25 protein-coding genes are annotated in these 25,890 nt (G+C 62.2%); 16 read left to right on the forward strand and 9 right to left on the reverse strand.

The features are described from left to right. The first annotated feature begins 122 nt into the window (after nucleotides 1–122). The 3 genes from ACO77H_RS03290 to ACO77H_RS03300 are packed head-to-tail and all read left to right on the forward strand — an operon-like array spanning nucleotide 123 to nucleotide 2,456. Nucleotides 123–695 (forward strand): YfiR family protein, encoded by a 573-nt coding sequence (locus ACO77H_RS03290; protein WP_169955144.1) that lies wholly within the window; start codon nucleotides 123–125, stop codon nucleotides 693–695. Beyond that, complete coding sequence (locus ACO77H_RS03295) at nucleotides 692–1,960, forward strand: diguanylate cyclase domain-containing protein (RefSeq protein ID WP_169955143.1); 1,269 nt, start codon at nucleotides 692–694, stop codon at nucleotides 1,958–1,960. The genes ACO77H_RS03290 and ACO77H_RS03295 overlap by 4 nt, the downstream gene beginning before the upstream one ends. A 4-nt stretch (nucleotides 1,961–1,964) precedes the next feature. After that, nucleotides 1,965–2,456 (forward strand): OmpA family protein, encoded by a 492-nt coding sequence (locus ACO77H_RS03300; protein ID WP_169955142.1) that lies wholly within the window; start codon nucleotides 1,965–1,967, stop codon nucleotides 2,454–2,456. Nucleotides 2,457–3,442: 986 nt separating this feature from the next. On the opposite strand, the gene ACO77H_RS03305 is transcribed toward ACO77H_RS03300, so the two are convergent. After that, nucleotides 3,443–4,390: a LysR family transcriptional regulator gene (locus ACO77H_RS03305; protein WP_170043673.1), complete on the reverse strand. Its 948-nt coding sequence runs from the start codon at nucleotides 4,388–4,390 to the stop codon at nucleotides 3,443–3,445. A gap of 131 nt (nucleotides 4,391–4,521) precedes the next feature. On the opposite strand from ACO77H_RS03305, the gene ACO77H_RS03310 reads away from it, so the two are divergent. Further along, nucleotides 4,522–6,048 (forward strand): CoA-acylating methylmalonate-semialdehyde dehydrogenase, encoded by a 1,527-nt coding sequence (locus ACO77H_RS03310; RefSeq protein WP_170043672.1) that lies wholly within the window; start codon nucleotides 4,522–4,524, stop codon nucleotides 6,046–6,048. 14 nt (nucleotides 6,049–6,062) lie between these two features. Next, entirely contained in the window at nucleotides 6,063–6,950 is an 888-nt protein-coding gene (gene mmsB, locus ACO77H_RS03315) for a 3-hydroxyisobutyrate dehydrogenase (RefSeq protein WP_432755006.1), read from the forward strand. Between the two features lie 48 nt (nucleotides 6,951–6,998). Here mmsB and ACO77H_RS03320 read toward each other — a convergent pair whose 3' ends face one another. Continuing rightward, entirely contained in the window at nucleotides 6,999–7,343 is a 345-nt protein-coding gene (locus ACO77H_RS03320) for a cupin domain-containing protein (RefSeq protein WP_076962673.1), read from the reverse strand. A gap of 382 nt (nucleotides 7,344–7,725) precedes the next feature. Here ACO77H_RS03320 and kynB point away from each other — a divergent pair, with 382 nt between their 5' ends. Beyond that, nucleotides 7,726–8,376 carry an arylformamidase gene (gene kynB / locus ACO77H_RS03325; RefSeq protein ID WP_432755007.1) on the forward strand — a complete coding sequence of 217 codons (651 nt, stop codon included), beginning with the start codon at nucleotides 7,726–7,728 and terminating at the stop codon, nucleotides 8,374–8,376. Then, complete coding sequence (gene kynA / locus ACO77H_RS03330) at nucleotides 8,373–9,230, forward strand: tryptophan 2,3-dioxygenase (RefSeq protein ID WP_032862811.1); 858 nt, start codon at nucleotides 8,373–8,375, stop codon at nucleotides 9,228–9,230. The genes kynB and kynA overlap by 4 nt, the downstream gene beginning before the upstream one ends. A 238-nt stretch (nucleotides 9,231–9,468) precedes the next feature. Here kynA and ACO77H_RS03335 read toward each other — a convergent pair whose 3' ends face one another. The 4 genes from ACO77H_RS03335 to antA form a co-directional block, all read right to left on the reverse strand. After that, a complete protein-coding gene (locus tag ACO77H_RS03335; RefSeq protein WP_169955137.1) occupies nucleotides 9,469–10,872 on the reverse strand; it encodes an amino acid permease in 1,404 nt (467 codons plus the stop codon). Between the two features lie 71 nt (nucleotides 10,873–10,943). Continuing rightward, complete coding sequence (antC, locus tag ACO77H_RS03340; RefSeq protein ID WP_099169834.1) at nucleotides 10,944–11,951, reverse strand: anthranilate 1,2-dioxygenase electron transfer component AntC; 1,008 nt, start codon at nucleotides 11,949–11,951, stop codon at nucleotides 10,944–10,946. Between the two features lie 150 nt (nucleotides 11,952–12,101). After that, the gene (gene antB, locus ACO77H_RS03345) at nucleotides 12,102–12,593 is read right to left on the reverse strand and encodes an anthranilate 1,2-dioxygenase small subunit (RefSeq protein WP_169955136.1); all 492 of its coding nucleotides are present in this window, start codon (nucleotides 12,591–12,593) and stop codon (nucleotides 12,102–12,104) included. Next, a complete protein-coding gene (gene antA / locus ACO77H_RS03350; RefSeq protein WP_432755008.1) occupies nucleotides 12,593–13,984 on the reverse strand; it encodes an anthranilate 1,2-dioxygenase large subunit in 1,392 nt (463 codons plus the stop codon). The genes antB and antA overlap by 1 nt, the downstream gene beginning before the upstream one ends. Nucleotides 13,985–14,293: 309 nt before the next feature. Here antA and ACO77H_RS03355 point away from each other — a divergent pair, with 309 nt between their 5' ends. Continuing rightward, nucleotides 14,294–15,295: an AraC family transcriptional regulator gene (locus ACO77H_RS03355; protein ID WP_169955134.1), complete on the forward strand. Its 1,002-nt coding sequence runs from the start codon at nucleotides 14,294–14,296 to the stop codon at nucleotides 15,293–15,295. Nucleotides 15,296–15,428: 133 nt separating this feature from the next. Here the strand turns inward: ACO77H_RS03355 and ACO77H_RS03360 are convergent, their stop codons facing one another. Then, a complete protein-coding gene (locus ACO77H_RS03360) occupies nucleotides 15,429–16,304 on the reverse strand; it encodes a LysR family transcriptional regulator (RefSeq protein ID WP_169955133.1) in 876 nt (291 codons plus the stop codon). A gap of 114 nt (nucleotides 16,305–16,418) precedes the next feature. Between ACO77H_RS03360 and ACO77H_RS03365 the strand changes: the two genes are divergently transcribed. Genes ACO77H_RS03365 through catA form a run of 3 tightly spaced genes read left to right on the forward strand, consistent with a single transcriptional unit; the run spans nucleotide 16,419 to nucleotide 18,822 of the window. Further along, nucleotides 16,419–17,546 carry a muconate cycloisomerase family protein gene (locus ACO77H_RS03365; protein ID WP_170043669.1) on the forward strand — a complete coding sequence of 376 codons (1,128 nt, stop codon included), beginning with the start codon at nucleotides 16,419–16,421 and terminating at the stop codon, nucleotides 17,544–17,546. Nucleotides 17,547–17,559: 13 nt separating this feature from the next. Continuing rightward, on the forward strand, nucleotides 17,560–17,850 hold the full coding sequence (gene catC / locus ACO77H_RS03370; RefSeq protein ID WP_029299901.1) for a muconolactone Delta-isomerase: 291 nt from the start codon (nucleotides 17,560–17,562) through the stop codon (nucleotides 17,848–17,850). Nucleotides 17,851–17,892: 42 nt separating this feature from the next. Next, nucleotides 17,893–18,822, forward strand: a complete 930-nt coding sequence (catA, locus tag ACO77H_RS03375) for a catechol 1,2-dioxygenase (RefSeq protein ID WP_169955131.1) — start codon at nucleotides 17,893–17,895, stop codon at nucleotides 18,820–18,822. Between the two features lie 153 nt (nucleotides 18,823–18,975). On the opposite strand, the gene ACO77H_RS03380 is transcribed toward catA, so the two are convergent. Next, nucleotides 18,976–19,449: an Lrp/AsnC family transcriptional regulator gene (locus ACO77H_RS03380; protein WP_017531067.1), complete on the reverse strand. Its 474-nt coding sequence runs from the start codon at nucleotides 19,447–19,449 to the stop codon at nucleotides 18,976–18,978. A 143-nt stretch (nucleotides 19,450–19,592) separates the two neighbouring features. Here ACO77H_RS03380 and kynU point away from each other — a divergent pair, with 143 nt between their 5' ends. Next, nucleotides 19,593–20,843: a kynureninase gene (gene kynU, locus ACO77H_RS03385; RefSeq protein ID WP_169955130.1), complete on the forward strand. Its 1,251-nt coding sequence runs from the start codon at nucleotides 19,593–19,595 to the stop codon at nucleotides 20,841–20,843. 163 nt (nucleotides 20,844–21,006) lie between these two features. Beyond that, on the forward strand, nucleotides 21,007–22,413 hold the full coding sequence (locus tag ACO77H_RS03390) for an amino acid permease (protein WP_169955129.1): 1,407 nt from the start codon (nucleotides 21,007–21,009) through the stop codon (nucleotides 22,411–22,413). Here ACO77H_RS03390 and ACO77H_RS03395 read toward each other — a convergent pair. Next, nucleotides 22,359–23,255 (reverse strand): LysR substrate-binding domain-containing protein, encoded by an 897-nt coding sequence (locus ACO77H_RS03395; RefSeq protein ID WP_169955128.1) that lies wholly within the window; start codon nucleotides 23,253–23,255, stop codon nucleotides 22,359–22,361. The two genes, ACO77H_RS03390 and ACO77H_RS03395, sit on opposite strands and share 55 nt — an antisense overlap. Before the next feature lie 190 nt (nucleotides 23,256–23,445). Between ACO77H_RS03395 and ACO77H_RS03400 the strand changes: the two genes are divergently transcribed. The 3 genes from ACO77H_RS03400 (at nucleotide 23,446) to ACO77H_RS03410 (ending at nucleotide 25,862) form a co-directional block, all read left to right on the forward strand. Beyond that, nucleotides 23,446–24,210, forward strand: a complete 765-nt coding sequence (locus ACO77H_RS03400) for a sulfite exporter TauE/SafE family protein (RefSeq protein ID WP_169955127.1) — start codon at nucleotides 23,446–23,448, stop codon at nucleotides 24,208–24,210. 123 nt (nucleotides 24,211–24,333) lie between these two features. Continuing rightward, complete coding sequence (locus tag ACO77H_RS03405; protein ID WP_169955126.1) at nucleotides 24,334–24,924, forward strand: NAD(P)H-dependent oxidoreductase; 591 nt, start codon at nucleotides 24,334–24,336, stop codon at nucleotides 24,922–24,924. A gap of 41 nt (nucleotides 24,925–24,965) precedes the next feature. Next, the gene (locus ACO77H_RS03410; RefSeq protein ID WP_169955125.1) at nucleotides 24,966–25,862 is read left to right on the forward strand and encodes a LysR family transcriptional regulator; all 897 of its coding nucleotides are present in this window, start codon (nucleotides 24,966–24,968) and stop codon (nucleotides 25,860–25,862) included. Nucleotides 25,863–25,890: the final 28 nt, after the last annotated feature.

The following is a 25,890-nucleotide window of genomic DNA, read 5'->3' on the forward strand; positions in this document are numbered from 1 at the left end:
GACTGATATGTCGGTTTTTTCGTAATAAATGGCGGGATCTACCTAGGCCCCGTCTCGATGGGGTTTCCGCCAATATGCTATCGTTGCGGCATCATCCCGAGAAGATCATAGAGAATCGCTGCATGAACGTGGCTGTCTCGCCCGCAGAGCGTAGTTGGAGCTGGAGACGATTGCTGCTATCGGCCGTTCTGTGCCTCGTCACGCCTCTGGCTTTTGCCCAGGCGTCCACTGTCAGTGCGGCCGACCAGCGGGCCCAGGCCGTCACCCAGGTGGTACTGGGGATTCTCAGCTACGCCCGCTGGCCGGTGGAACCCACCCAACTGCGCTTGTGCATCGTGGGCCCGACCCAATACACCGATGACCTGGTCAAGGGCACAACCCAGGCCACAGGCCGGCCGGTGGTAGTCCAGCGCCTGCTGGCGGACAACCCCAATATCGTCAACGCCTGCGACGCGCTGTATATCGGCAAGCTCTCCACTGAAGAACGCAGCCACTTGTTCACCGCCTTGATCGGCCGCCCGGTGCTGAGCATCAGCGAAGGTGGCGACCAATGCACCGTGGGCAGCCTGTTCTGCCTGCGGGTGGGCGATGAGCAGGTGTCGTTCGAGGTCAACCTCGACTCCGTGGCCCGCAGCGGCGTGCGCATTCATCCCAGCGTGTTGCAATTGTCCCGCCGGCGAGCGCCGGAGCCATGAGGCTGCGTAACGCCACAAGCCGCCCCACTTTACGTTCGGTCTTAGGTCGCGGGCACCTGAGTGTGGCGCTGTTGGCGGTCGCCATGGCTAGCGTGTCCCTGACCCTGCTGGGCGTGCTGGCCCTGCGGGTATATGCCGACCACAACCTGCACCTGATCGCCCGCTCGATCAATTACACGGTGGAAGCCGCGGTGGTGTTCAACGACCGCGTGGCGGCCACCGAAGCCCTGGCGTTGATTGCCTCCACGGAAGAGGTGGCCGAAGCCCGGGTGCTGGACCTTAATGGCAAAACGCTGGCCCATTGGGTGCGCCCGGAGACCGGGATGTTGTCCAGGGTCGAGTTGGAGCTGGCCCATACGTTGCTGGAAGAGGCCATCAGCCAGCCGATCCTGCACCAAGGCAAGCAGATTGGCACCGTTGAGTTGAGCGGTCACGGCGGTAGCCTGTTGCGCTTTTTGCTCAGCGGCCTGGCGGGGATCATTATCTGCACCGCCTTGAGTGGCTGGGTCGCGATTTACCTGGCGCGGCGCATGCTGCGTGGCATCACCGGCCCATTGCACAGCCTGGCCGACGTCGCCCACGCCGCGCGCAGCGAGCGGGCCTTCGACCGCCGCGTGCCGCCGGCACAGATCGCCGAACTCGACAGCCTGGGCAATGACTTCAATGCCCTGCTCGACGAGCTCGAAGCCTGGCAAACCCACCTGCAAAGCGAAAACGAAACCCTCGCCCACCAGGCCAGCCATGACAGCCTGACCGGGCTGCCCAACCGCGCCTTCTTCGAGGGCCGCCTGATCCGGGCCTTGCGCAGTGCGGCCAAGCTCAACGAACGGGTGGCGGTGCTGTTCCTCGACAGTGACCGCTTCAAAGACATCAACGACAACTTCGGGCATGCCGCCGGTGACGCGGTACTGGTGGCCGTCGCCGCGCGCGTACGGGCGCAACTGCGCGAGAGCGACCTGGTGGCGCGCCTGGGCGGCGATGAGTTCGCCATCCTGCTCTCGCCCCTGCACAAGCTTGAAGATGCCCAGCGCATCGCCGACAAAATCATCGCCAGCATGGACCAGCCCATCCCGCTGCCGGGCAACACCGAAGTGTTGACCTCACTCAGTATCGGTATCGCGGTTTATCCCGATCATGGCGCCACTCCCGGCGCCCTGCTCAATGCCGCCGATGCGGCGATGTACCAGGCCAAACGCCTTTCCCAGGGCGGCCAGCACACGGCGGAGTCGGAGCACCCCGCTGCCAACGTTCAACACAGGAGTTGATCCCTTGTTTGCTAACACACGTGTTCTCTTTATCACCTTGTTTATCGCACTGCTGGCGCTGAGCGGCTGCCAGACCGCTCCGCCCAAGGGCCTAACACCGGCGCAAGTGGCGGTGCTCAAACAACAAGGCTTCGAACTGACCGACGAAGGCTGGGCGTTTGGCCTGTCGGGCAAAGTGCTGTTTGGCAGCGACGTCGAAAAGCTCAACAAACCCAGCACCGAGATCGTCGAACGCATCGGCAAGGCCCTCACCGGCGTGGGCATCGAACGCGTACGCGTAGACGGCCACACCGACGCTTCGGGCAAGGAAGCCTACAACCAGCAACTGTCCCTGCGCCGGGCGAAAAGCGTGGGCAAGGTCTTGGTGGACGTGGGTATGAAGGAGGAAAACGTGCAACTGCGTGGCCTGGGCAGCAGCGAGCCGGTGGCCTCCAACAGCACTGCCGCGGGCCGTACCGAGAACCGCCGGGTATCGATTGTAGTGATCGCCGACTAAGCCGACAGCTCGGCCTAACTGTGCAACCAAACTGTGGGAGCGGGCTTGCCCGCGAAGGCGGCGGTTCAGCCGGGTATGTATTGACTGACCCAGCGCTATCGCTGGCAAGCCAGCTCCTACAGTTTTTGTGTCGCCCCAAAACTGCGCCCGACGCTACTCACCTGTGGGAGCGGGCTTGCCCGCGAAGGCGGTGGTTCAGCCGGGTATGTATTGACTGACCCAGCGCTATCGCTGGCAAGCCAGCTCCTACAGTTTTTTGTGTCGCCCCAAAATTCTGCGCCCGCCGCTACTCACCTGAGGGAGCGGGCTTGCTCGCGAAGGTGGTGGTTCAGTCGGGTATGTATTGACTGACCCAGCGCTATCGCTGGCAAGCCAGCTCCTACAGTTTTTTGTGTCGCCCCAAAACTGCGCCCGACGCTACTCACCTGTGGGAGCGGGCTTGCTCGCGAAGGCGATGGTTCAGCCGGGTATGTATTGACTGACCCAGCGCTATCGCTGGCAAGCCAGCTCCTACAGTTTTTTGTGGCGCCCCAAAATTCTGCGCCCGACGCTACTCACCTGTGGGAGCGGGCTTGCTCGCGAAGGCGGTGGTTCAGCCGGGTATGTAGCGATTGACCCACCGCTATCGCTGGCAAGCCAGCTCCTACAGTTTTTTGTGTCGCCCCAAAATTCTGCGCCCGCCGCTACTCACCTGTGGGAGCGGGCTTGCTCGCGAAGGCGGTGGTTCAGCCGGGTATGTATTGACTGACCCACCGCTATCGCTGGCAAGCCAGCTCCTACAGTTTTTGTGTCGTCCCAAAATTCTGCGCCCGCCGCTACTCACCTGTGGGAGCGGGCTTGCTCGCGAAGGCGGTGGTTCAGCCGGGTATGTATCGATTGACCCAGCGCTATCGCTGGCAAGCCAGCTCCTACAGTTTTTGTGTCGCCCCAAAATTCTGCGCCCGCCGCTACTCACCTGTGGGAGCGGGCTTGCCCGCGATAGCGGTTCAGTCGGCAAACACCATCTCTCGCGTCTCGCCCATCAAAAGCCCCTGGTTCTGCTCCGTCACCTCACGGATGTAATCCCACAACAACGTAATCCGTTTCAACTTGCGCAAATCCTCCCGGCAGTACATCCAGAACTGCCGCGTAATATTGATCTCCTCCCCCAACACCGGCAGCAGCCGCGAGTCCTGCGCCGCCAGGAAGCACGGCAAGATCGCCAGCGAACGCCCCTGCTGCGCCGCTACGTACTGCGCGATCACGCTGGTGCTGCGCAGGCTGGCGCTGGCGCCCGGGACGACATTGGCCAGGTACAGCAGCTCTGAGCTGAACGCCAGGTCATCCACATAGCTGATAAACGGATGGTCGGCCAGGTCGGCGGGGCGGCGGATGGGTGGGTGTTGGTCGAGGTAGTCCTGGGTCGCGTACAGCTGCAACTTGTAGTCGCACAGTTTGCAGCACACGTAGGGCCCGTGCTCCGGGCGCTCCAGGGCGATGACGATGTCGGCTTCGCGCTTGGACAGGCTGATGAAGTGGGGCAGGGGCAAGATATCCACCGAGATCGCCGGGTAGGTATCGACGAAGTGGCTCAGTTGCGGGGTGACGAAAAAGCTGCCGAAACCTTCGGTGCAACCCATGCGCACATGCCCCGACAGCGCCACGCCGGAGCCGGAGACTTGCTCGCAGGCCATGTGCAAGGTGCTTTCGATGGACTCGGCGTAACCCAGTAAACGCTGGCCTTCGTTGGTCAGGACGAAGCCGCTGGTCCGGGATTTCTCGAACAGCAGGGTGCCCAAAGAGCCTTCCAGCGAACTGATGCGCCGCGACACGGTGGTGTAGTCCACCGCCAGGCGCTTGGCGGCGACGCTGGCCTTGCGGGTGCGCGCCACTTCGAGGAAAAACTTCAGGTCATCCCAGTTCAACGACCCTAAGGAGGTGATGTTTTTTTGCATGTTGGACCGGCTTTTATGTGGGTTCTTATTGGAAGTTTGCACATCTATACTCCAAAAATCGTCCGAACGCCTCATCCTCAAGGCGCTTCACGCCTTGGCTCTCTGCATAACTACAAGATCTGGAGACCACAATGAACGCATCGCTTACGTCTGCCGATACCACCGTCAAACAGGCCAAACTGTTGATCAACGGTGAATGGGTCGAGTCCAAGACCACCGAGTGGCAAGACATCGTCAACCCGGCGACCCAACAAGTCCTGGCCCGTGTGCCCTTCGCCACGGCCGATGAAGTCAACGCGGCCATCGACGCTGCCCATCGCGCCTTTCAGACCTGGAAGCTGACGCCGATCGGCGCGCGCATGCGCATCATGCTCAAGCTGCAGGCGCTGATCCGTGAACACTCCAAGCGCATTGCCGTTGTCCTCAGTGCCGAGCAAGGCAAGACCATTGCCGATGCCGAGGGCGATATTTTCCGTGGCCTGGAAGTGGTCGAGCACGCCTGTTCCATCGGCACCCTGCAAATGGGCGAGTTCGCCGAGAACGTTGCCGGTGGCGTCGATACCTACACCCTGCGCCAACCCATCGGCGTCTGCGCCGGCATCACCCCGTTCAACTTCCCGGCGATGATCCCGCTGTGGATGTTCCCGATGGCCATCGCCTGCGGTAACACCTTCGTGCTCAAACCGTCGGAACAGGATCCGCTGTCGACCCTGATGCTGGTGGAGCTGGCGCTGGAGGCTGGCGTGCCAGCGGGCGTGCTGAACGTGGTCCACGGAGGCAAGGATGTGGTGGATGCCCTGTGCACCCACAAAGATATCAAGGCCGTGTCCTTCGTTGGCTCGACCGCCGTTGGCACCCACGTCTACGACCTGGCGGGCAAGCACGGCAAGCGCGTGCAGTCGATGATGGGCGCGAAGAACCATGCGGTGGTGCTGCCCGATGCCAACCGCGAACAGACCCTCAACGCGCTGGTTGGCGCCGGTTTCGGCGCGGCTGGCCAGCGCTGCATGGCCACCTCGGTGGTGGTGCTGGTGGGCGCGGCCAAGCAGTGGCTGCCGGACCTCAAGGCCCTGGCGCTGAAGCTTAAAGTCAACGCCGGCAGCGAAGCCGGGACCGACGTGGGCCCGGTGATTTCCAAGCGCGCCAAGGCACGCATTCTCGACCTGATCGCAAGCGGCGTGAAAGAAGGCGCCAAGCTGGAGCTGGACGGCCGCGACATCCAGGTGCCGGGCTTCGAGCAAGGCAACTTCGTCGGCCCGACCCTGTTCTCGGGCGTGACCACCGACATGCAGATCTACACCCAGGAAATCTTCGGCCCGGTGCTGGTGGTGCTGGAAGTCGATACCCTCGACGAAGCCATCGCCCTGGTCAACGCCAACCCGTTCGGCAACGGCACCGGCCTGTTCACCCAGAGCGGTGCGGCGGCGCGCAAGTTCCAGAGCGAAATCGACGTCGGCCAGGTGGGCATCAACATCCCGATCCCAGTGCCAGTGCCGATCTTCAGCTTCACCGGTTCCCGTGGCTCGAAACTCGGCGACCTGGGCCCGTACGGCAAGCAAGTGGTGCAGTTCTACACCCAGACCAAAACCGTCACCAGCCGCTGGTTCGACGACGACAGCGTCAATGATGGCGTCAACACCACCATCAACCTGCGTTGATCAAGGAGACGACCATGAAGATTGCATTTATCGGCCTGGGCAACATGGGCGCCCCCATGGCCCGCAACCTGATCAAGGCTGGCCACGCGCTGAACTTGTTCGACCTGAACCAGACCGTGCTCAAGGAACTGGCCGAATTGGGCGGCAGCATCAGCGCCTCACCGCGCGCGGCAGCAGAAGGCGCCGAACTGGTGTTGACCATGCTGCCCGCTGCCGCCCATGTGCGCAGCGTCTGGCTGAATGAAGACGGCGTGCTCGCCGGCATCGGCAAAGGCGTGCCCGCGGTAGATTGCAGCACCATCGACCCGCAGACCGCGCGTGACGTGGCGGCTGCGGCAGCCAAGCACGGTGTGGCGATGGCTGATGCGCCGGTCTCTGGCGGCACGGGCGGGGCGCAGGCCGGGACGCTGACGTTTATGGTCGGCGCCACCCCGGAACTGTTCGCCACCCTGCAACCGGTGCTGGCGCAGATGGGCCGCAACATCGTGCATTGCGGTGAAGTCGGCACCGGGCAGATCGCCAAGATCTGCAACAACCTGCTGCTGGGGATCAGCATGGTCGGCGTCAGCGAGGCCATGGCCCTGGGCGAGGCGCTGGGCATCGACACCCAGGTGCTGGCCGGCATCATCAACAGCTCCACCGGGCGTTGCTGGAGTTCGGACACCTACAACCCATGGCCGGGCGTGATCGAGACCGCGCCGTCGTCCCGGGGCTATACCGGTGGATTTGGCGCTGATCTGATGCTCAAGGACCTGGGCCTGGCGACCGAAGCAGCACGCCAGGCGCACCAGCCAGTGATCCTGGGGGCGGTCGCGCAGCAGTTGTATCAAGCGATGAGCCAGCGTGGGGAAGGGGGCAAGGACTTCTCGGCGATCATCAACAGCTATCGCAAGCCCCAATAGGGGATTTTCCGGGAGCCCGCGTCGGGTGGGCTCCCGGGTTTTTCGTGCTCAGGCAAACACGAAGTACTTACGCACCGTCTCGACCACTTCCCACGTGCCCTTCATGCCGGGCTCCACCACAAAGATATCCCCCGCGCGCAAATGGATCGGCTCCAGGCCGTCCGGGGTGATCACGCAGTAGCCTTCCTGGAAATGGCAGTATTCCCACTTCACGTATTCCACGTACCACTTGCCCGGGGTGCAGATCCAGGTGCCCATGATCTTGCTGCCGTCTTCGCTGGTGTAGGCGTTGAGGTTGACGGTGTGCGGGTCGCCCTCGAGTTTCTGCCATTTGCAGGCATCCAGGACCGGCAGGGGATGGGTATCGCGCAGTACGGTGATCGGCTGGGACATGATGGCTCCAAGGCAGGGAAGTGAAGCCCAACCCTATAGCCCCGGGCCGGATGCCAGTGGTCTGAACTCGACACTGGGATGCCCAGAAGCGCAGCTCACACAATCTGAAAAACTACACAACCCCCCCTGTGGGAGCGGGCTTGCTCGCGAAGGCGGTAGGTCAGCCACTGCGTCTGGTGACTGACACACCGCCTTCGCGAGCAAGCCCGCTCCCACACAAGCCCGCTCCCACATTTGATCTGGGGTGGCTGATGGATCCATTCAATAATCAGACATTTCTTCGCAGTAAGTACGAAAGAAATCAGCCTTTGCGCCGGAATTCGCAAGAATATTTACCGCTGGCCCTCGTATCATTCACTTTAGAAACAACCGAGAGCCTCGTATGAATCCAATAAAAACGTGGTGGGATATCAGCCCGCCCTTGAGCACCGCCACCCCGACCTGGCCGGGCGATACGCCCTTCCAGGAAGAACGCGTCTGGCAGTTCGGCCCCGAATGCCCGGTGAACGTCGGGCGCATCACCCTGTCGCCCCACACCGGCGCCCATGTCGATGCGCCGCTGCACTACAGCGCCGACGGTGCGCCCATCGGCGAAGTGTCGCTGGATGTTTACCTGGGCCCGTGCCGGGTCGTGTATTGCCTGGGCAGCGGCGCGCTGGTGCAGCCCGAGCAGTTGCAAGGTCGCCTGGATAACCTGCCGGAACGGGTGCTGCTGCGCACTTATCAACAGGCGCCGCTGACCACCTGGGATTCGAACTTCACCGCCGTCGCCCACGAAACCGTCGAGCTGCTGGCCAGCCTCGGCGTGCGCCTGATCGGCATCGACACGCCGTCCCTGGACCCGCAACAGTCCAAGACCATGGATGCCCACAACGCCGTCGCCCGGCATGGCATGGCGATTCTCGAAGGTATCGTGCTCGACGACGTGCCGGAGGGCGATTACGAGTTGATCGCGCTGCCGCTGCGTTTTGCCAACCTCGATGCCAGCCCGGTACGAGCAATCCTGCGCCCGCTCAAGGAGCCCACGCGATGAGCCAGTGTCCTTTTTCCCCTGATTACCAGCCGCCTGAAGAGTGGCATAACGCCGAGCTGAATTTTTCCGAGTCCATGAGCTACGGCGATTACCTGGACCTGGGCAAAGTGCTCACGGCCCAGCACCCGCTATCGCCGGACCACAACGAGATGCTGTTCATCATCCAGCACCAGACCTCCGAGTTGTGGATGAAGCTGATGCTCCACGAACTCAAGGCCGCCCGTGAGCACGTGCGCCTGGGTGAGCTGGCGCCGGCGTTCAAGATGCTGGCGCGGGTGTCGCGGATTTTCGACCAACTGGTGCATGCCTGGGCCGTGCTGGCGACCATGACGCCATCGGAGTACAAGGCGATCCGCCCGTACCTGGGGCAGTCGTCGGGTTTCCAGTCGTTCCAGTACCGGGAAATCGAGTTCATCCTTGGCAATAAAAGCGCGGCGCTGTTGCGGCCCCACGCCCATCGCCCGGAGTTGCTCAAGGAGCTGCAAGTGGCGATTGCCACGCCGTCGCTGTATGACGAGGCGATCAACCTGATGATCAAGGCGGGCCTGGCGATTGACCCGCAGCGTGCGCAACGCGACCCGACGGCGCCCACGGTTCACGACGAATCCGTGGAGGCGGCATGGCGCGAGGTGTATCGCGATCCGAACCGTTACTGGGACTTGTATCAGTTGGCCGAGAAGTTTATCGACCTGGAAGACTCGTTCCGCCAATGGCGTTTCCGCCATGTGACCACGGTGGAGCGGATCATCGGCTTCCAGCCAGGCACCGGTGGCACTGAGGGCGTGGGGTACTTGCGCAAGATGCTCGACACGGTGCTGTTCCCCGAGCTGTGGCGGGTGCGCTCGACGCTCTGATTGAAACCCAACAAAAAGCCCCGGCACTCATTGAGTACCGGGGCTTTTTGTTGGCAATGCATTCTTATTGTGACCCTGTTCATGTGGGAGCCGGGCTTGCCCTAATGCCCGTCAGTCAAGCGCCGATCCCCTGTAGGAGCGGGCTTGCTCGCGATGCAGGCGGCGCGGTCATTCAGTTAGACCGAGTCGATGCCATCGCAGGCAAGCCAGCTCCCACACAAGCCAGCTCCTACACAGGTTATTGTGCGACGGCGACGGCCTTGGCCTTCTTCGAACGCAGCCAGTACGCCGCAAAGAGAATCCCCACCCACACCGGCATCGCATACACCGAGGGGCGCATGTCCGGGATGGCCAGCATCACGCCAACGATCACCAGCATGAACGCCAGGCACAGGTAGTTGCTGAACGGGAACCAGAAGGTCTTGAACGACGGCACCACGCCTTGCTCGCCCATGGCCTTGCGGAACTTGATGTGCGTCAGGCTGATCAGCGCCCAGTTGATCATCAGCGAAGCAACCACCAGGGCAAACAACAGCACCAGTGCATCCTTGGGTGCCACGTAGTTGATCACCACGCACAGCAACGTCACCAGGGCCGAAATGCCCAGGGCGCGTAACGGTACGCCTTGCTTGTTGAGCTTCATCAGCGCCTTGGGCGCGTCGCCTTGCTCGGCCAGGCCGAACAGCATGCGGCTGTTGCAGTACACGCCGCTGTTGTACACCGACAGTGCGGCGGTCAGCACCACGAAGTTGAGGATGTGCGCGGCGGTGTCGTTACCGATCAACGAGAAGATCTGCACGAACGGGCTGGCACTGTAGGCATCGCCGGACGCGCCGAGGGTTTGCAGCAGTTGATCCCATGGGTACAACGACAGCAGCACGGTCAGGGCGCCGACGTAGAAAATCAGGATCCGGTACACCACCTGGTTGATCGCCTTGGGGATCACCTTGCGCGGCTCGCTGGCTTCGGCAGCCGTAATACCCACCAGCTCCAGGCCGCCGAACGAGAACATGATGAACGCCATCGCCATCAGCAGGCCCATGCCGCCGTTGGGGAAGAAACCGCCGTGGTCCCACAGGTTGCTGATCGAGGCCTGCGGGCCGCCGGTACCGCTGAACAGCAGGTAGCAGCCGAGCACGATCATGCCGATGATCGCCACTACCTTGATGATCGCGAACCAGAACTCGGTCTCACCGAAGAACTTCACGTTCAGGGTGTTGATCAGGTTCACGGCGATAAAGAACACCACCGCGCTGACCCAGGTCGGTATTTCCGGCCACCAGAACTGGATGTACTTGCCCACCGCCGTTAATTCGGCCATGCCCACCAGCACATACAGCACCCAGTAGTTCCAGCCGGCGAGGAAGCCTGCATAGCCGCCCCAGTACTTGTGGGCGAAGTGGCTGAAGGAGCCGGCGACCGGTTCCTCGACGATCATCTCGCCCAGCTGGCGCATGATCAGGAACGCGATAAACCCGGCTATCGCATAGCCCAGGATCATCGACGGCCCCGCCGACTTCAGCACCCCGGCCGAACCGAGGAACAAGCCCGTACCAATCGCCCCGCCCAGGGCAATCAGCTGAATATGCCGGTTTTTCAGGCCACGCTTGAGGCCCACCGGGTTAACCATGTCATCCGCCATTAACATTCCCTTCTACTTGTTTTTTTCAGGGTTGATCCTGCACGCCAGACCCGCCCCTCACTGCTGAGGGGTCAGATATTACTCTCGGTAAACTTTTCGTAATACAGCTGAACGCCATCAAGTGCCTGTTCTTGCAGCCACTTCTTGATCGATTCGACCATTGGAGGGGGGCCGCAGACGTACATATCGGCCGATCTATCCCGCAATTCGGCCAGGTCGAAATGCTCGGTCAAATAGCCGCGCTTGCCAGGCCACTGCGGCGATGGGTCGCTGAGCACTTCGGTGTAGCGAAAACCGCGCAAGGTTTGGGCATACGCCTTGATGCGCTCTGCCTCGCACAAATCCTCGGCTCCGCGCACCCCGTAATACAGGTGCACCGGTTGCTCGCAGCCGCGCTCGGCTAATTCATCGAGCATCCCCAAGAGCGCCGACAACCCGGTGCCGCCGGCCACCAGCACCAGTGGCTGGGTGACGTGCCGCAGATAAAACGCACCCAGCGGTGCCTCCAGGGTGATTTCATCGCCGACCTGGCAGCGCTCGCGTATGTAATTGCTCATCACCCCGTCCGGCAGCAAGCGGATCAAAAACTGCAAGCGGTTGCCCGGGCGGTTGGCGAAGGAGTAGGAGCGCTGGTGCTCGGTGCCGGGGATCGACAGGCGCGCATATTGCCCCGGCAGAAAGTCCAGGGCCTGCTCCAGTTGCACCGCCAGAATCGCGGTGCTGGCCGACACCTGTTGCACCTCGCAGACCCTGGCGCTGACCTGCACCGGCCCTGGCGCATTGCACAGGCTCGAATCGAAATCGAAGTAAAACGCCGCATCCGATTGGACTCGGGTCTGGCAACTGAGCATCTTGCGCTGTTGCAGGTCGAGGCTGGACAAGGCCTCGTCATCCACATAGTCCTGGCTGTAGTCGCCGGACTCGCAACGCCCCTGGCAGGTGCCGCACACGCCTTCGCGGCAATCGAGGGGGATCTTGATGCCACTGCGCAATGCTGCATCCAGCAGGATTTCGTTGCTGCCCACCGCAAAGAACAAGGTCTTGCCATCGGCAAAACTGAAGGCCACTTTGTGATTCATCCACCGTTCTCCATGGATTGGGTAATACCTGTAGGAGCGAGCTTGCTCGCGAAAAACGTTAACGATGGCGCGGGCATCCCGAATGCACGCGCAGCCCTTGGTTTTTTCGCGAGCAAGCTCGCTCCTACAGTTGCAGGGAGGGCGTCAACGTCAGAGGTGGTAGAAATCCAGCACCGAGTTGATCGTGTCATTGAGCAGCAGCGCATGCTTGCGCGTGATCAGCCAGCTGTCGCCGTGGGGCTTGAGGGTGTAGGTGGCGTGGCCATAGAACTGCTCCGACATCGCCAGTCGATAAAACAGCGTGTGCCAGTTCAACCGCACCTGCAGGCAGCCATCAGCCTGCTCGGCGATCCGCACGTTATTGATCAGATGCAAGGTGCGCGGCATCGGCGTGGCGGACGCGGCCTTGCCGGTGCGCAGGCGGAACACCCGGTCTTCCAGGCCCGAACGGTTGGCGTAGTAGATCAGCGACATCTCGCGCTTGGGATCGCGGGTGTAGACGTGCTCCGAGTCCCACTGCGGCAGGTGGAACTCACTCTGCGGGTCGAACAACTGCACGTAGGCGTCCCAGTCCTGGGCGTCGCACAGCTCGGATTTGCGGTAGAAAAACTGCTCGATCTGATACTGCAATTGCGCGCTCATCATTTCACCTCGTGCAGTTTCAACGATTGTGCGTCCAGACCGTCCAGCAGGAAGGTCTGCCAGTTGCGGTGCTGGTTGACGTACAGCCCTTCGTGGGTGAATTCGGTACCGGTCATGGCCGGTTGGATGCCGATGGCTTCGCTGTTGGGCGTCGGCCCGGTTTCCCAGCGATGGCTGCCCCGGGAGATATCGCTCCAGCGTTCCAGGCGGCCCTGGAAGCCGCGCTGGGCTTCGCGAAATTCCACCAGGTCATCCGGGGTGCCCATGCCGGACACGTTGAAGAAGTCTTCAAACTGGCGGATGCGGTTTTCGCGGTCGGCGTCGGACTCGTGCTTGACCCCCAGGCACTGGCTGATGATCTCGGTCTTGTTCCACGCCACCGGGCGGATGATGCGCAGTTGCGAGCTGATCTGGTCGAGAAAGAACAGGCTCGGGTACACATTGAGGTTGCGCAGGCGGTGCATCATCCACTCGGCCTTTTGCTGGCCGTGTTCTGCCACCAGGCGCGGCATGATGGTGGCGTAGCCGGAGCGCACGCTGGGGTTGGGCATGTCGCTGAACAACACGCTGTGGCCGTTGTTGAAGGCAAACCAGCCGTCATCGGTATTGGCATCGCCGGCGCCGAGTTTGCTGTAGTCCAGGGTGCTGCCGGAGGCGCTGCCGTTTTCCGTATTGACCTGCTGGCGATGCTGCACCGTGGCCACGTAGTTATAGTGCACGGTGCTGACGTGGTAGCCGTCCAGGCCGTTTTCGTTCTGCAGCTTCCAGTTGCCGTCGTAGGTGTAGGCGGACTTGCCGGGCAGCACTTCCAGTTCGCCGGTGGCGGACTGCGCGACCATCATGTCGAAGAACACTTTGGAATCGCCGAGGAAGTCTTGCAGGCTGTCGGTGCCAGTCACGTCGAGGCTGATAAACACAAAGCCCTTGTAGCTCTCGATGCGCGCTTTCTTCAGGCCGCGGGTGGCCTTGTCGAAACCCTCCGGGTATTCCCCCGGCGCCTTGACCTTCACCAGGCGCCCGTCGCTCTTGTAGCACCAGGCGTGGAACGGGCAGGTGAAGGTCGACTGGTTGCCCTTGCCGACACGGGTCAGGGTGGTGCCGCGGTGCTGGCAGGCGTTGATCAGGGCGTTGAGCTGGCCTTCGCCGTCGCGGGTGATGATCATCGGCTGGCGCCCGGCGCGCATGGTTACGAAGTCGTGGTTGTTGGCCAGTTCGCTTTCGTGGCAGGCGTAGATCCAGTTCTTTTCGAAGATCAGTTCCATCTCCAGGTCGAACAGCTCGGGCTCGGTGAACATGTCCCGGGCGATGCGGAACACACCCTCGGCCGGACGAAAATCCAGGCAGCTTTCGATAAACGTTTTCCACTGCTCGACGCTTCTTGCACCACTCATGGGAGGCACCTTTTATTGGGTAGCTAATCGGTGGTTCATTAGAGGCGGGCAGGGGGGCGGCCAGCTATCCGCTTAATGGGGGAAGATGGGCCGCATAGTTGGGGAGCAAGTACCCACTCAGGTGCAACGGCGCCGGGGAATGCGCTACTGTCTGGCCAGGCAATTGTCGCAAAAGCCGGCTTCTTATCCACATAGTCGACGCTCGCTATCCACCCAGTGGACAAGTGCACGACGTGGCGCAGAACTTGCCTTGATCCACCGGACGCGCCGTCAGAGCGCGCTGGCCACAACCGCCGTGAGTGCAACCTGATGAGTAGCCATACACGCGATATCCGTATTGAACGTTTCGACCTTGAAGGCGCCCGCAGCTGGATGTCCGGCATCTGCGGGCCCCATCGGCTGGAAACCGCCACCCCGGAGCGCCTGCGCTTCCACCACAGTGCCAATGTGTTCAAGTCCCGCGCCACCACGCTTGGGGTGATCGAGTACGGCACTGACGTGACCATCGATATCGAAGACGCCGAGCACTTTCGCAGCTACAGCCTGAGCCTGCCGCTGGTGGGCGAGCAGGAGTTGAGCAAGGGTGGCCAGCGCCTGAGCTCCAACCGCGACCAGGGGGTGATCATCTCGCCCAATGAACACCAGGTGCTGGCGATCTCCGGCGACTGCCGCAAGCTGCAAGTGGTGATCACCCGCGCGGCGATGAGCGAAACCCTGGAGGGCCTGTTGCAGCGCCCGATTGATGCGCCGCTGCGCTTTGAGTCGGTGATGGATGCGGTGCAGGGTGCACCGGCGGCGTGGTGGCGCATGGCGCGGCACTTTATCGCTGAGCTGGAGCACAGCAGCGAGCTATACGACCAGGCCGCGTTTACCCGCGACCTGGAAAGCTCGCTGATCAAGGGCCTGATCCTGGCCCAGCCGAACAACTACTCCGAAGAGCTGCGCGACGTGCTGGGGGTCAAGCTGCCTCACTACCTGGTCCGCGCTCGCCAATACATCCACGACAACGCCCGCGAGGCGCTGCACCTGGAAGACCTGGAGGCGGCCACCGGGGTGTCGCGGTTCAAGCTGTTCGATGCGTTTCGCAAATACTTCGCGCTGTCACCCATGGCCTACTTGAAGAAGTACCGCCTGAGCGCGGTGCGCCAGGAAATTCTCGAGCATGGCGCCACCCGCACCATCTCCGAAATCGCCCTGGGCTGGGGCTTTACCCACCTGGGAAGATTCTCGGCGGAGTACCGCAAGCTGTTCGACGAATCCCCCAGCCAGACGCTGCAGCGTAACGACGCCCGACGCATGCGCGGTGCCTGAACACACAGCGGATCAAAATGTAGGAGCTGGCTTGCCTGCGATAGCGGTGGGTCAGCCACTGCATGTACTGACTGCCCCACCGCTATCGCAGGCAAGCCAGCTCCCACAGGGTATTAGTGGTGGCTGTGCTGTTTCAGATCAGCTCTTCCACCAATTGCAGGCAATGACCCAGCCCCGGCGACTGATCATTGATCCGCCGGCTGAGAATGATCGGCGAGGTCGCTGTAACCTCGACAATCGGCGTATAGCCGATATCCGCCCGGTGCAGCATCTGCACCGACGCCGGCACCAGCGTCACCCCCATGCCCGCCCCGACCAGGCCAATGGCGGTCTGCAACTCGTTGGTCCATTGCGCGACCTTGATCGCCAGGCCGTGGGTGTCGAACAGTGCGATCACATGGTCGGCGTAGCTGGGGCGTGGGTTGCCGGGGTAGAGCACCAACGGCTCGGCGGCCAGTTGCGCGAGGGTCACCGGTGCGCCCAGCAGCGCATGCCCGGCCGGCAACACCGCCACCAGCCGATCCTCGACTAACACGCGCTGGACGATGGCCGGGTCATCAATGCGAATCCGCCCGAAGCCCACGTCGATACGCCCGGCCTTGAGCGCTTCGACCTGTTGCAGGGTGGTCATCTCCGACAGCCCCAGCTCCAGTTCCAGCGCGTCATGGCTGCGCAGGCGGCGAATCAGCTCCGGCAACACGCCGTACAGGGTCGAGGGGGCAAAACCGATGCCCAGCCAGGTCTTCTGCCCCAGGCCGATGCGCCGGGTGTTGTCGCAGGTCTTGGCCAATTGCTCCAGCAGCACATTGGCGTGCTCATAGAAGTACCGCCCGGCTTCGGTCAGCCGCAGCGGGCGGCCACGCTCCAGCAGGACCACGCCCAGTTCGTCTTCCAATTGCTGGATCTGCCGACTCAACGGCGGCTGGGCGATGTGCAGGCGTTCGGCGGCGCGGGTGAAGTTCAGGGTTTCCCCCAGCACCTGGAAGTAACGCAGGTGGCGCAGTTCCATACGGGTTCCTCTCATACCTTGAGGGTATTGTTCGAGACCAATTCTATATTGGAAGCCAGCAACAATGGGCGACAGAATCGGGCAAGACCTATAAAGAACCCAACGGGTATTGCCATGCCGATTTGCGCCATCGAGTCGATCGAGACCATCATCGTCGATCTCCCCACCATCCGCCCGCACAAGCTGGCGATGCACACCATGCAAAACCAGACCCTGGTGATTATCCGCGTGCGGTGCGCCGACGGCATCGAAGGGATCGGCGAGTCCACCACCATCGGTGGCCTGAGCTACGGCAACGAAAGCCCCGACAGCATCAAGGTCAATATCGACCAACACTTCGCGCCGCTGTTGATCGGCCAGGATGCCAGCAACATCAACGCCGCCATGTTGCGCCTGGAGCGCAGCATCCGTGGTAACACCTTTGCCAAGTCCGGCATCGAAAGCGCCTTGCTCGATGCCCTCGGCAAGCGCCTGAGCCTGCCGGTCAGCGAACTGCTCGGCGGTCGCGTGCGCGATGCCCTGCCGGTGGCCTGGACGTTGGCCAGCGGCAATACGCAAAAAGACATCGACGAAGCCGAAAAAATGCTCGACCTGCGCCGCCACCGCATCTTCAAGTTGAAGATCGGCGCCGGTGAAGTCAGCCAGGACCTGGCCCATGTGGTCGCGATCAAAAAAGCCCTGGGCGAGCGTGCCAGCGTGCGCGTCGACGTCAACCAGGCCTGGGACGAAGCCGTGGCCCTGCGCGCCTGCAAGGTGCTGGGCGATAACGGTATCGACCTGATCGAACAGCCCATCTCGCGCAATAACCGTGGCGGCATGGCCCGGCTCAACCTCTCGAGCCCGGCGCCGATCATGGCTGACGAGTCCATTGAATGTGTCGAAGATGCCTTCAACCTGGCCCGCGAAGGCGCGGCCTCGGTGTTCGCCCTGAAGATCGCGAAAAACGGCGGCCCGCGCGCCGTACTGCGCACGGCGGCGATTGCCGAGGCGGCGGGTATCGGCCTGTATGGCGGCACCATGCTTGAAGGCGGTATTGGCACCCTGGCCTCGGCCCACGCGTTTCTCACCCTCAATAAACTGGCGTGGGACACCGAGCTGTTCGGACCACTGCTGCTGACCGAGGACATCCTCAGCGAGCCGTTGGTGTATCGCGATTTCCACCTGCATGTCTCGACCGCCCCGGGCCTGGGCCTGGCCATCGATGAGGAACGCCTGGCGTTCTTCCGTCGCGACAAACATTAAGAGGACGCCTGCGATGTTGTTTCACGTAAAAATGACCGTAAACCTGCCCGTGGACATGAACCCCGAGCGTGCGGCGGCCCTCAAGGCCGACGAAAAAGCCCTGGCCCAACGCCTGCAAGCGCAGGGCAAATGGCGCCACCTGTGGCGCATCGCCGGGCTGTATGCCAACTACAGCGTGTTCGATGTCGACAGCGTGCAGGAACTGCATGACCTGCTGATGCAACTGCCGCTCTATCCCTACATGGCCATCGAAGTGAATGCCCTGTGCCGGCATCCGTCGTCGATCCATGAGGATGATCGCTGAGTCTGTCTAGCCACCTAATAATTACAAGATGAGGATTGCACCATGTCCATTCGACTGTCCCAGACTGCCCACGCCCAACGCTTCCTCGAAGAAGCCAGCGGCAACCTCAATGACGCCGGCAACCCACGGGCCAAGGCGCTGATCTACCGGATCCTGCGCGATACGGTAAATATCATCGAAGACCTGGAAGTGACCCCGCAAGAGTTCTGGAAGGCGGTCAACTACCTCAACGAACTGGGCAAGAACCAGGAAGCCGGGCTGCTGGCCGCGGGCCTGGGCCTGGAGCATTACCTGGACCTGTTGATGGACGCCGCCGACGAGCAAGCCGGCAAATCCGGCGGCACCCCGCGCACCATCGAAGGGCCGCTGTACGTGGCGGGTGCGCCGCTGTCCAAATACGAAGCGCGGCTGGACGATGGCCTGGATGCGGCCGTGCCGCTGTTTATGCGCGGGCAAGTGCGCGATATCAACGGCAAGCCGTTGGCCGGGGCGATTGTGGATGTGTGGCAGGCCAACACCGGCGGTACTTACTCCTGGTTCGACCCATCGCAATCGGAATTCAACCTGCGTCGCCGGATCGAGACCGATGCCCAGGGCAATTATCGTTTCCGCAGCATCGTGCCGTCTGGCTACGGCTGCCCACCGACCGGCCCGACCCAGCAGTTGCTCGATCAACTGGGGCGCCACGGCCAGCGGCCGGCGCATATCCACTTCTTCATCTCGGCACCGGGGCATCGGCACCTGACCACGCAGATCAACCTGTCGGATGATCCGTATCTGCATGATGACTTTGCCTACGCGACCCGGGATGAGCTGATTGCCGAAATTCGCTTCAGCGAAGACCCGCAGCTGGCGCGGGAGTTTGGCGTGGAGGGCAAGTTTGCGCAGATTGATTTCGACTTCGAGTTGCAGCCGGCGGCCGCGCCCGTAGAGCAAACACGCATGCAACGCGTACGCGCCCTCGAAGACTGAATGCAGTAAACAATGTGGGAGCAGGCTTTTGTGGGAGCTGGCTTGCCTGCGATGGTGTCGCCTCGGTATTGCAGATAAACCGAGGTGTCTGTATCGCGGGCAAGCCCGGCTCCCACAAAAGCTAGCTCCCACAGGTGATCAGCGGTGTGTTGGTTATTTGCGTACAACCAGGTCCAGCACCTCATCCCGGTCCTTGATCTTCTGCAACACGATCTCCGAGCGGATATCCATCACCCCCGCCGTGCGGTTCAGGTGGTTCACGATAAAGTCCGAGAAGTGCTTGAGGTTGCGCGCCTGCACCCGCAGCACATAGTTACTGGCGCCGGTGATCACATAGGCACTGGCCACTTCCGGCCAGCCTTGGACCTTCTTGATAAACGTCTCGTGCCAGTCCTCCACATCCTGGCGTAACGACAGGTGGACGATGGCTTCCAACTCGATCCCCAGCTGCTCGGCATTGAGCACCGCGCGATAACCGCTGATCACCCCCTCACTTTCCAGCAGGCGCAAGCGGCGCAGGCAGGCGGACGGCGACAGGGCGACTTTCTCCGCCAGTTCCTGGTTGCTGATACGGCCATCCTGTTGCAGGAAATGCAGGAGGCGCAGGTCGGTGGCGTCGAGAATCATGCTTAGAATTAATCCGCGTATTTGGAGGTTAAATTCGAATTTCCTACAGCTTATTAAGCCAGTTGTAGCGCACTTTGCACGAAAATTCTGCAAATCTTCGTTCATTATTTGGTCCATCGTCACCTATAAAAACAGGACTTTTCATGACCAGCCGAAATCATTGCCAGACCCTCGACGCCCAAGACCCGCTGGCGCCACTGCGCCACCAATTTGCGCTGCCGGAAGGGGTGATCTACCTCGATGGCAACTCACTCGGCGCACGCCCGGTGGCGGCGCTTGCGCGGGCACAAGCTGTGATTGCCGAGGAGTGGGGCAATGGTTTGATCCGCAGCTGGAACAGTGCCGGCTGGGCCGACCTGTCCCAGCGCCTGGGCAACCGCCTGGCGCCGCTGATCGGCGCGGGCGAGGCCGAAGTGGTGATTACCGATACCACTTCAATCAACCTGTTCAAGGTGCTCAGCGCCGCCCTGAGCGTGCAGCGCCAACGCCAGCCGCAGCGCAAGGTGATTGTCAGCGAAGCAAGCAACTTCCCCACTGACCTGTACATCGCCGAAGGCCTGGCGGCACTGCTGCAGCAGGGCTACAGCCTGCGCCTGGTGAACAGCCCGGACGAACTGCCGGCGGCCATCGACCAGGACACCGCCGTGGTGATGATCACCCACGTCAACTACAAGACCGGCTACATGCACGACATGCAGGCGCTGACCGCCCTGAGCCACGAGTGCGGCGCGCTGGCGATCTGGGACCTGGCGCACTCGGCGGGCGCGGTGCCGATTGACCTGCACCAGGCCGGCGCCGACTACGCCATTGGTTGCACCTACAAATACCTCAACGGCGGCCCGGGTTCCCAGGCGTTTGTCTGGGTCAACCCGGCGCTGGTCGAGTTGGTGACGCAGCCGTTGTCGGGCTGGTTCGGCCATAGCCGCCAGTTCGCCATGGAGTCCAACTACGTGGCCGGCAAAGGCATCACCCGCTACCTGTGCGGCACCCAGCCGATCACCTCGCTGGCGATGGTCGAGTGCGGCCTGGATATCTTCGCCCAGACCGACATGGCCAGCCTGCGCCGCAAATCCCTGGCGCTGACCGACCTGTTTATCGAATTGGTGCAAAGCCGCTGCGCGGCCCATGACCTGACGTTGATCACCCCGCTCGAGCACGCCAGGCGCGGCAGTCATGTGAGCTTTGAACACCCTGAAGGCTACGCCATCGTCCAGGCCCTGATCGCCCGTGGGGTGATCGGTGACTACCGTGAGCCGAAGATCATGCGCTTTGGTTTTACCCCGCTGTACACCAGCTTTACCGAGGTGTGGGATGCGGTAGAAATCCTTGGCGAAATCCTCGATGAAAAAACCTGGGACCAGCCACAATTCAAGGTGCGCCACAGCGTCACCTGAAAACACCACAAAACCCTTGTAGGAGCTGGCTTGCCAGCGATGAAATCGCCTCGGTCCGACTGACTACCGAGGTGTCTGCATCGCAGGCAAGCCAGCTCCCACAGCCAGCTCCCACAGGTGCTTGGCCAGCAGTAACAATCACAATAATAAAAGGGGCACGCACGTGACCACGCCAGACAACGGCTTTGCAGCAATCACCAACCGCGAACTGGGCCTGCGGCGCCAGCTCACTTCCGGGCAGATGAGCATGATCGCCATCGGTGGCGCCATCGGTACCGGGCTGTTCATGGGCAGTGCCTACGCCATCGGCTATGCCGGGCCCAGCGTGCTGGTCAGCTACGCCATCGGCGCGTTGATCACCTTGTTGTTGATGGGCTGCCTGGCGGAAATGACGGTGGCCCATTCCACCTCGGGCTCTTTTGGCGCCTACGCCGAGTTCTACATCAGCCCCCTGGCCGGTTTTTTGGTGCGCTATGCCTACTGGGCGGCGATTGTGCTGGCGGTGGGCGCCGAGGTCACGGCGGTGGCGATGTACATGAAGTACTGGTTCGCCAACGTGCCGGAATGGGTGTGGATCGTCTCGTTCTCCAGTGTGCTGATCGTGCTCAACGCCATCAGCGTCAAGACCTTCGGCAACTTCGAATACTGGTTCTCGACGATCAAGATCAGCGCGATTGTCGGCTTCATCATCCTCGCGGTGTATGTGGTGTTCGGCTCCGGCAACCCGGATTACGGGGTGCAGAACTACACGGCCCATGGCGGGTTTTTCCCCAATGGCCTGAGTGGCATGTGGATCGCGGTGATCGTGTCGATCTTCAGCTACCTGAGCGTGGAAATGATCGCGGTGGCGGCGGGCGAAGCGGCCGACCCTGAGCAGGCGGTGAAAAAAGCCTTCCGCGCGACGATTGTGCGGCTGGTGGTGTTCTACCTGCTGACCCTGGCGCTGATGCTGGCCATCGTGCCCTGGAACCAGTCCGGGCAGAGCCAGAGCCCGTTTGTCACGGTGATGCAGACCATTGGCATTCCCGGCGCCACCGGGGTGATGAACTTCGTGATCCTGATTGCCGCGCTATCGGCCATGAACAGCCAGCTCTACATCACCACGCGCATGATGTTCAGCCTGTCCCGCGCCGGCTTCGCGCCAAAATCCATGGGCGCCTTGAGCAAGAACGGGATCCCGCTCAATGCCCTGTTGCTGTCCAGTTCGGGCATCGCCCTGGCGACCCTGCTCAACGTGGTGTACCCGGAAAGCTCCTTCACCTTGATGATGGCCATCTCGATGTTTGGCGCGATCTTCACCTGGTTCATGATCTTCCTCACGCACCTGTTCTTCCGCCGCTATCGCAAGCGCCACGGCGGGCCGAAGTTGTCGTTCCAACTGCGGCTGTTTCCCTACAGCACGCTGCTGGGGCTGGTGCTGATGGGCGCGGTGATGATCACCACGTTCTTCACCGAAGCGTTCAAGATGACCCTGGTGTTTGGCGTGCCGTTCCTGTTGATTCTCTCGGCGGTGTATTACGTGTTTTTCCGCAAAGGCACGGACAAGGCATCGAGCAAGGCCCTGGCGTAACCCGGTAACTGCTCGAACGAGCGCGCGCACAACAGCAGTTTGCGACAGGCCCAGTCCTCCGTCAGGGGCTGGGCCTGGAATGGCCGCGCGCGGGGCCAGCGCTGCAACGCGGCCAGCGGCACAATTCCCAGGCCCGCGCCACGGGCGACCATGCGCATCACCCCATCAAAACCATCGGCCCGCACCCGGGTCTGCAAGCGAAAGCCTGCGTGCAGGGCCTGTTCCTCCAGGTACACCGCCAGCGCGCTGTCGGCGGCCAGGCCCACGTAGTCGTAGGGCAGGCTGTCGATAAAACTCAGCGCGCCGGCCGTCAGCGCGTGACCCGTCGGCAGGATCAACACCAACGGGTCATCGCGAAACGGCCGGGTCTGCAAGCCATGGGTGTCCACCGCATCGGAAATAATCCCCAGGTCCGCCGCGCCCTGGCGCAGGGCGTGGGTGATGCGCAGGCTGGGCAGCTCTTGCAGGTCGATATCGAGGTTGGGGTGGGCGCAGAGAAAATCCGCCAGCAACTCCGGCAGGTATTCGCTGAGGGCGGTGGTGTTGCACAGCAGGCGCACCTGGCCTTTGACGCCGTTGGCGTATTCCGCCAGCTCCTGTTGCAGGCGTTCGGCCTGTTGCAACAGCAGGCGCGCGTGCCGGGCCAGGGCGTTACCGGCGGCAGTCGGGGTCACGCCACGGCGGCCGCGCTGCAGGAACTCGACGCCCAGTGAGGCCTCCATTGCGCGGATGCGCGCACTGGCGGCGGCCAGGGACAAGTGGCTGCGGGCGGCGCCGGCGGTGATGTTGCCGGTGTCGAGGATGTGCAGGTAGAGGCGCAGGTCGGTCAGGTCAAAGTGCATGGCTGGGGTTCTCGGGTGCCTGGACGGGCCTTATCGCAGGCAAGCCAGCTCCCACATTTGGAAGGGTGAACACATTCAGAATGTGGGAGCTGGCTTGCCTGCGATAGCGGTCTGAGCCTCACGCAAAACAAGAGGCTGCCTCAGTATATGGCGAATTTCCAACCCCAAGGCAAACCCGCAAACTCCCCCCATGACTACCTTCCTCGCGTTCTACCAAAACCTGGGTTCAGCCCTGACTCTGCTGGTGATCGGCACCTTCCTGCTGGCCGGTGCCGTCAAGGGCGTGATCGGCCTGGGCCTGCCCACCGTCGCCATGGGCCTGCTTGGCCTGGCTATGTTGCCGGCGCAGGCTGCGGCTTTGTTGATCATCCCTTCGACGATTACCAACCTCTGGCAGCTGAGCTTCGGGGGGCACCTGGGCGCATTGAGCAAACGCCTGTGGCCCATGCTGCTGCTGGTTTTCTTGGGAACCGGGCTCGGTTCGCTGTGGCTGGGCATGGACGGTGGCCCCTGGGTGGTGCGGGCCTTGGGCGGGGCGTTGCTGGTGTATGCGCTGTGCGGGCTGTTGCTGCCGACGTTCCGTGTGCCCGCCCGCACCGAGCGCTGGCTGGGCCCGCTGTGCGGGCTGCTGACGGGGATCATCACCTCGGCCACCGGCGTCTTCGTGATCCCGGCCGTGCCCTACCTGCAAGCACTGGGCTTGAGCCGTGACCAACTGGTGCAGGCGCTGGGCCTGTCCTTCAGCGTGTCGACCCTGGCCCTGGCAGGCGGGCTGTTCTGGCGCGGCAACCTCGGGGCCGGCGAACTGAATGCTTCGTTGCTGGCGCTGGTGCCGGCGCTGCTGGGCATGTGGCTGGGGCAAAAGCTGCGCCAGCGCATCAGCGCTGTGCTGTTCAAGCGCGTGTTCTTTATAGGCATGGCAGCCCTGGGCGGGCACCTACTGATAGGCGGCTGACGCAACAATCAATTGAGCACTCGTGCCTGAAGGTCAAAAGTGTTTTGTCGATCCGTGGCTTACTCCCCCGAGGAGTTGCCCGTAGCCTGCGCTCATACATTTTCAACCTTCAGGTGAACCCCCATGAAAAAAGTTCTGTTGCTCAACGGTGGCAAGAAATTCGCCCACTCCGATGGTCGCTACAACAACACCCTGCATGACGCCGCCCTGGCGGTGCTGGACCGGGGTGGTATCGACGTGAAAGTCACTCATATCGACGCCGGCTACGACGTGGCCGAAGAAGTCGCCAAGTTCCTCTGGGCCGACGTGATCATCTACCAGATGCCCGGCTGGTGGATGGGCGCCCCGTGGATCGTCAAGAAGTACATCGACGAAGTTTTCACCGAAGGTCACGGCAGCCTGTACGCCAGCGATGGCCGCACCCGTTCCGATGCGTCGCAAAAATACGGCAGCGGCGGCCTGATCCAAGGCAAGCAGTACATGTTGTCGCTGACCTGGAACGCGCCGCAGGCCGCATTCGACGACCCGAGCGACTTCTTCGAGGCCAAGGGCGTGGACGCGGTGTACTTCCCGTTCCACAAGGCCAACCAGTTCCTCGGCATGAGCGGCCTGCCGACGTTCCTCTGTGTGGACGTGATGAAACGCCCCTCCATCGAGGCTGATGTGCTGCGCTACGAGCAGCATCTGGCCCAGGTGTTTAACCTGGCGCCGTAATACGGCTAGTATCCACGCAGCCGTATTCACGAGGATGCACGTTGAAAGCCCGATCCGATGAGCTACAGATCTTCGTCTGCGTGATTGAATGCGGTTCGATTTCCGCCGCCGCCGAACAAGTCGGGCAGACGCCCTCGGCGGTCAGCCGCACCCTGTCGCGGCTCGAAGCCAAGCTCGACACCACCTTGATCAACCGCACCACGCGGCGCATGGACCTGACCGAAGAGGGCAAGTACTTCTTCGAGCAGGCCAAGCTGATCCTGGAACAGATGCAAGCGTTGGAAGAGCGCCTGTCGTCGCGCCAGAAAACCCCGTCCGGGCGCTTGCGGATCAATGCGGCGTCGCCGTTCATGCTGCACGCCATCGTGCCGTACGTCGCCGAGTTCCGCCGCCTGTACCCGGATATCCAGCTGGAGCTCAACAGCAACGACCTGATCATCGACCTGCTGGAGCAGAGCACCGATATCGCCATCCGCATCGGCGCCCTGGCGGATTCGACCCTGCACGCCCGCTCCCTGGGCTGCAGCCCGCTGCATATCCTTGCCAGCCCGGCCTATCTGGCACAACACGGCACGCCAGCGACCGTGGCCGACCTGGCCAACCATACGTTGCTGGGCTTTACCCAGACCGAAACCCTCAACCACTGGCCGCTGCGCCATGTGCAGGGCGACCGCTGGCAGATCGAGCCGGGCATTGCCGCGTCCAGCGGTGAAACCCTGCGCCAACTGGCGTTGGAGGGGCAGGGGATCGCCTGCCTGTCGCACTTCATGACCATCGAAGACATCAACGCCGGCCGCTTGCAGACGGTCCTGGCTCCGTTCAACAGCGGTTACCGCCAGCCGATCCACGCGGTGTACTACCGCAACTCGCAACTGGCCCTGCGTATCCAATGCTTCCTCGACTTTATCCAGGAAAAACTGGCGCGCTACGCCTGTTGACCTGCCCGTTGTAGGAGCCGGCTTGCCG

The sequence above is a fragment of the Pseudomonas sp. WMBT8 genome, assembly GCF_050916005.1.
Lineage (GTDB): Bacteria > Pseudomonadota > Gammaproteobacteria > Pseudomonadales > Pseudomonadaceae > Aquipseudomonas.

Excerpts from the sequence above, each read along its gene's own strand:
- ACO77H_RS03365 (WP_170043669.1), top strand. The coding sequence starts at position 16,419 with ATGCCGATTTGCGCCATCGAGTCGATCGAGACCATCATCGTCGATCTC.
- mmsB (WP_432755006.1), top strand. The coding sequence starts at position 6,063 with ATGAAGATTGCATTTATCGGCCTGGGCAACATGGGCGCCCCCATGGCC.
- ACO77H_RS03400 (WP_169955127.1), top strand. The coding sequence starts at position 23,446 with ATGACTACCTTCCTCGCGTTCTACCAAAACCTGGGTTCAGCCCTGACT.
- catA (WP_169955131.1), top strand. The coding sequence starts at position 17,893 with ATGTCCATTCGACTGTCCCAGACTGCCCACGCCCAACGCTTCCTCGAA.
- ACO77H_RS03290 (WP_169955144.1), top strand. The coding sequence starts at position 123 with ATGAACGTGGCTGTCTCGCCCGCAGAGCGTAGTTGGAGCTGGAGACGA.
- ACO77H_RS03310 (WP_170043672.1), top strand. The coding sequence starts at position 4,522 with ATGAACGCATCGCTTACGTCTGCCGATACCACCGTCAAACAGGCCAAA.
- ACO77H_RS03335 (WP_169955137.1), bottom strand. The coding sequence starts at position 10,872 with ATGGCGGATGACATGGTTAACCCGGTGGGCCTCAAGCGTGGCCTGAAA.
- antB (WP_169955136.1), bottom strand. The coding sequence starts at position 12,593 with ATGAGCGCGCAATTGCAGTATCAGATCGAGCAGTTTTTCTACCGCAAA.
- ACO77H_RS03295 (WP_169955143.1), top strand. The coding sequence starts at position 692 with ATGAGGCTGCGTAACGCCACAAGCCGCCCCACTTTACGTTCGGTCTTA.
- ACO77H_RS03405 (WP_169955126.1), top strand. The coding sequence starts at position 24,334 with ATGAAAAAAGTTCTGTTGCTCAACGGTGGCAAGAAATTCGCCCACTCC.
- ACO77H_RS03395 (WP_169955128.1), bottom strand. The coding sequence starts at position 23,255 with ATGCACTTTGACCTGACCGACCTGCGCCTCTACCTGCACATCCTCGAC.
- kynA (WP_032862811.1), top strand. The coding sequence starts at position 8,373 with ATGAGCCAGTGTCCTTTTTCCCCTGATTACCAGCCGCCTGAAGAGTGG.
- ACO77H_RS03380 (WP_017531067.1), bottom strand. The coding sequence starts at position 19,449 with ATGATTCTCGACGCCACCGACCTGCGCCTCCTGCATTTCCTGCAACAG.
- antA (WP_432755008.1), bottom strand. The coding sequence starts at position 13,984 with ATGAGTGGTGCAAGAAGCGTCGAGCAGTGGAAAACGTTTATCGAAAGC.
- catC (WP_029299901.1), top strand. The coding sequence starts at position 17,560 with ATGTTGTTTCACGTAAAAATGACCGTAAACCTGCCCGTGGACATGAAC.
- ACO77H_RS03305 (WP_170043673.1), bottom strand. The coding sequence starts at position 4,390 with ATGCAAAAAAACATCACCTCCTTAGGGTCGTTGAACTGGGATGACCTG.
- ACO77H_RS03320 (WP_076962673.1), bottom strand. The coding sequence starts at position 7,343 with ATGTCCCAGCCGATCACCGTACTGCGCGATACCCATCCCCTGCCGGTC.
- kynB (WP_432755007.1), top strand. The coding sequence starts at position 7,726 with ATGAATCCAATAAAAACGTGGTGGGATATCAGCCCGCCCTTGAGCACC.
- kynU (WP_169955130.1), top strand. The coding sequence starts at position 19,593 with ATGACCAGCCGAAATCATTGCCAGACCCTCGACGCCCAAGACCCGCTG.
- ACO77H_RS03355 (WP_169955134.1), top strand. The coding sequence starts at position 14,294 with ATGAGTAGCCATACACGCGATATCCGTATTGAACGTTTCGACCTTGAA.
- ACO77H_RS03360 (WP_169955133.1), bottom strand. The coding sequence starts at position 16,304 with ATGGAACTGCGCCACCTGCGTTACTTCCAGGTGCTGGGGGAAACCCTG.
- antC (WP_099169834.1), bottom strand. The coding sequence starts at position 11,951 with ATGAATCACAAAGTGGCCTTCAGTTTTGCCGATGGCAAGACCTTGTTC.